Here is a 3,702-nt window from a genome sequence, read left to right as displayed (position 1 = left end):
ACCAAAGCCGGCATCTCGCTCCCAAAAGCCGGAGCAAACGCCCCAGCCCCAGGAAGCATCCAAAGCCGAACCAGAGCCTTCCAAAGAGGAATCGGAAAAGAAATCCGGCGGTATATTGGCCAAATACAAGCCCCAATCCCTTTCGGAGGGTATCGACCTGGCGCTGGATCTGCTGCATACGGCAGGGAAGCCCCTGCGGTGGCTGCTGCGGCGGATCACCATCCGGGACATTGACCTGGACTTGGCCGTATCCGATCCGGACGCTGCGGCATGCGCCATCCGATTCGGCAAGGTGAACATTGCCGTGTACAATACCTTAGCGCTGCTGTGCCAGTTCTTCCGGGTTCGCAAAAAACAGATCCGGATCTGCTGCATCTACAACCAGCCTCATGGCACCTACCGGGGCAGCTGCCAGATCCGGGTATGCCCGGCGGTAATCCTCGGGGCAGTGATCGGCTTTGGTGCACGGTTTCTGTACCGACAGCACAAAGCCGGAAAAGCTGCATAATTCTGCTGTATCCCGTCCATGCTGACCAACATGGACTCCTATATCAATCGGCTGCCGCACAGCCGCCCAAAATCCAACCGTGCGGAGAAGGAGTAAGCGATGAATAACACTGAGCATCCTATCAACGATCTGATGGGCGTAACCATGGAAAAAATCCGGGAAATGGTGGACGTGAACACCATCGTGGGCACCCCCATCACCTGCGCAGACGGCGCAACCATCATCCCCATCTCAAAGGTATCCTACGGCTTTGCATCCGGCGGCTCCGATCTGCCGGCAAAGGTGGAGAAGGATCTGTTCGGCGGCGGCTCCGGCGCAGGCATTTCCATTCAGCCGGTGGCGTTTCTGGTGATCCTGAACGGAGAGGTCAAGCTGATGCAGCTGTCCATTGACGCCTCCACCCCCAACGCACTGATTAACCTGGTGCCGGATGTGATGGAAAAGATCTCCGGCTTTATGAGCAGCCGGAACGGCAAGAATCCAAAGGCAGAATAATCAAAGCCCGTCTCCCATATGTTTATACAAAAGAACATCGGGAGGCGCTTGATGAAAAAATGGCTGAGTCTGATGCTGGCGGTACTGTGCTGCCTGCATCTTTGCTGTCCGGCGGTGCATGCTGCCGACCCTCTGGGCATTTCCGCCCAGGCTTATGTGCTGATGGAGGCGGACACCGGCAAGGTGCTGTTGTCCAAAAACGGGGACGAAAAGCGTCCCATCGCCAGCACCACCAAGATCATGACCACCCTGCTGTGCCTGGAAAGCGGCGGACTGGATGACTGGTTCGTGGTGGATCCGGAAGCCATCCGGGTGGAGGGCTCCTCCATGGGACTCCAGGAGGGGGACGTGGTCACCAAACGCATGCTCTGCTATGGCATGCTGCTGCCCTCCGGCAACGATGCAGCCAATGCCACAGCCGTCCGGCTGGCTGGCTCCATCCCGGAATTTGCAAAGCTGATGAATGCACGGGCTGCCCGGATCGGCATGACCCACACCTGCTTTGTGACCCCCTCCGGTCTGGATGCGGAGGGACACGGGGCATCCGCCCGGGATATGGGACTGCTGGCACGGACAGCCATGCAGAACCCGGACTTTCGTGCCATTTGCAGCCAGTCCCGGGCAGAGGTGTGCTTCGGCAATCCGCCCTACAACCGGTGGCTGAAAAACACCAACAAGCTGCTGACCATGTATGAGGGCGTGGTGGGCGTCAAAACCGGCTTTACGGATGCAGCAGGCAGATGCCTGGTGTCCTTCTGTGAACGGGACGGGGTATCCCTGCTCTGTGTGACGCTGCATGCCAAGGACGACTGGAATGACCACATGAAGCTGTACGACTACGGCTTTGCCCATGTGGTATCCCAGCCTGTGGAGCCGCCGGATGCCCTGTCCGTCAGCGTGGTGGGCGGCACGGCGGATACCGTTGCCCTGCGCACCCGGGATCCCCTGTCCGTTGGCACGGATAACGGAGATCTGCGGCAGTTGACGGTGCAGGTACAGGTGGAACCCTTTTTGTATGCCCCTGTACCGGAGAATGCCCGGGTGGGCAATCTGGCTTATTATTATGAAGGACGGCACGTCGCCGATGTGCCCCTGTATACGGTAGATGCGGTTGCTGCCCAGGAGCAGGAACCGGAAACCCCCGGCTTCTGGCAGGCATTGCTTGCCCGCATCCGAAGCTGGTTCTGACACGGATCCCTGTGGGGATGCCTGGTTCCAGGAGGAACGGATCATTATGGAAAAGACAAGAATTCAAAAAATCATCGCAGACAGCGGCTATTGCTCCCGGCGGAAGGCGGAGAGTTTGATTGCCGCCGGACAGGTCAAATGCAACGGCAGACCCGTGAAGCTGGGGGACAAAGCCGACAGCCGGGATCTGATTACCGTCAACGGCGAACGAATCACCATTCCGAAAAAAAAGCAGAAGCTGTACCTGATGCTCAATAAGCCCCGTGGGTATGTGACCACCATGTCCGATGAGCTGGATCGCCGGTGCGTAATGGATCTGCTGGAGGATGTGCCGGAACGGGTCTACCCGGTGGGACGGCTGGATCGGAACTCGGAGGGTCTGCTGCTGCTGACCAACGATGGGGACTTTGCCAACAACATCATGCACCCAAGCCGCCACGTGTCCAAAACCTATCGGGTCACAGTGCGGCCGGACATTACCGACCAGCAGCTGGTACAGCTGTCGGAGGGGGTAGAAATTGACGGCAAGCCCACTCTGCCTGCAACGGTGAATGTGCTGACCAAGGAACCCGGACGGGTGGTGCTGCTGATTACCATCAAGGAAGGTCGAAACCGACAGATCCGCCGCATGTGTGAAGCGGTAGGGCTGGAGGTTGCACGTCTGCGCCGGATCAGCATCGGCCCTCTGAAGCTGGGCATGCTCAAGCCAGGCACCTATCGGGAGCTGACTGCTGAGGAGCTGCGTGCCCTGCGGACAGCCATCGGGAAGGAGTAAGCCATGCTGGAAATTCTGGAGGCAAAGGATCTGACCCCCTATGCGGCATACGAAACCCCCGGCGTGACCCTGCATGCGGTAGAATCCATGACCGCAGGGGGGTGCAGCGGCTTTGCGGTATTCTCCTACGGCACGGACACGGTGACAGTGTATGCATGTGACGCAAAGGGCGATCTGGCGCTGTATGACGGCATCGCCCGGACAGTTCTGTTCAAAGCCATGCTCCGGGGCATCGACCGGGCGAACTATCTGTGTGATACCACACAGTTGAAAAAACTGCACCTGTGTGATCCGCACAGCAACACATGCAGCAGTATTGCAGAGCTGATGAACGGCTGCGCAGGCTGCAAGGAAAAGAAGGACTGAGAAAGCTATGGCACATTTTGTAATTAACTGCTTTTCTGATATTTTACAGATGAGCGTAAATCTGAACGTGATCCTCCCCCAGTGCACCACCCGGCACGGCTTCACCGGCTCCACGCCGGATGGTAAATTTCCGGTGCTGTACCTGCTCCACGGCATGGGGGATGATCAGACCATCTGGCAGCGCCGCACAGCCATTGAGCGCTATGTGGAGGGCACACCTCTGGCAGTGGTGATGCCTACCACCCACCTGGGCTTCTACACGAACATGCAGCACGGGCTCCCCTACTGGAGCTTTTTCAGCCAGGAGCTGCCGGCTCTGTGCCAACAGTTCTTCCCCCAGCTGACGGACAGGCGGGAATATACCTTTGCC

General features: G+C 58.3%; 6 protein-coding genes. 5 read left to right on the top strand and 1 reads right to left on the bottom strand.

Annotation, left to right across the window (positions count from 1 at the left end; translation table 11 throughout):
- The 5 genes from QVO51_RS07040 to QVO51_RS07020 form a co-directional block, all read left to right on the top strand.
- Positions 1-508, top strand: a 508-nt coding sequence (locus QVO51_RS07040) for a hypothetical protein (RefSeq protein WP_288167967.1), incomplete at its 5' end; no start/stop codon positions are given.
- A gap of 99 nt (positions 509-607) precedes the next feature.
- Positions 608-1,003: a GerW family sporulation protein gene (gene ytfJ / locus QVO51_RS07035; protein ID WP_015558388.1), complete on the top strand. Its 396-nt coding sequence runs from the start codon at positions 608-610 to the stop codon at positions 1,001-1,003.
- A 51-nt stretch (positions 1,004-1,054) separates the two neighbouring features.
- Positions 1,055-2,191 (top strand): D-alanyl-D-alanine carboxypeptidase family protein, encoded by a 1,137-nt coding sequence (locus QVO51_RS07030; RefSeq protein ID WP_022357809.1) that lies wholly within the window; start codon positions 1,055-1,057, stop codon positions 2,189-2,191.
- A 46-nt stretch (positions 2,192-2,237) separates the two neighbouring features.
- Entirely contained in the window at positions 2,238-2,966 is a 729-nt protein-coding gene (locus tag QVO51_RS07025; RefSeq protein ID WP_022357808.1) for a pseudouridine synthase, read from the top strand.
- Between the two features lie 3 nt (positions 2,967-2,969).
- Positions 2,970-3,332, top strand: coding sequence for a hypothetical protein (locus QVO51_RS07020; RefSeq protein ID WP_022357807.1), 363 nt, complete (start codon positions 2,970-2,972; stop codon positions 3,330-3,332).
- Positions 3,333-3,375: 43 nt separating this feature from the next.
- On the opposite strand, the gene QVO51_RS07015 is transcribed toward QVO51_RS07020, so the two are convergent.
- A complete protein-coding gene (locus QVO51_RS07015) occupies positions 3,376-3,606 on the bottom strand; it encodes a hypothetical protein (protein WP_288167966.1) in 231 nt (76 codons plus the stop codon).
- Between the last annotated feature and the right edge of the window lie 96 nt (positions 3,607-3,702).

The organism is Ruminococcus sp. CAG:379, from assembly GCF_000434255.1.
GTDB classification, from domain to species: domain Bacteria; phylum Bacillota; class Clostridia; order Oscillospirales; family Ruminococcaceae; genus Ruminococcus_F; species Ruminococcus_F champanellensis.
Note: the sequence above shows the minus strand (reverse complement) of the source record. Positions and strands in the feature narration are given on the sequence as shown.

Bases quoted from the DNA above. Each gene is read 5' to 3' on its own strand.
- ytfJ (WP_015558388.1), top strand. From the start codon at position 608: ATGAATAACACTGAGCATCCTATCAACGATCTGATGGGCGTAACCATG.
- QVO51_RS07030 (WP_022357809.1), top strand. From the start codon at position 1,055: ATGAAAAAATGGCTGAGTCTGATGCTGGCGGTACTGTGCTGCCTGCAT.
- QVO51_RS07025 (WP_022357808.1), top strand. From the start codon at position 2,238: ATGGAAAAGACAAGAATTCAAAAAATCATCGCAGACAGCGGCTATTGC.
- QVO51_RS07020 (WP_022357807.1), top strand. From the start codon at position 2,970: ATGCTGGAAATTCTGGAGGCAAAGGATCTGACCCCCTATGCGGCATAC.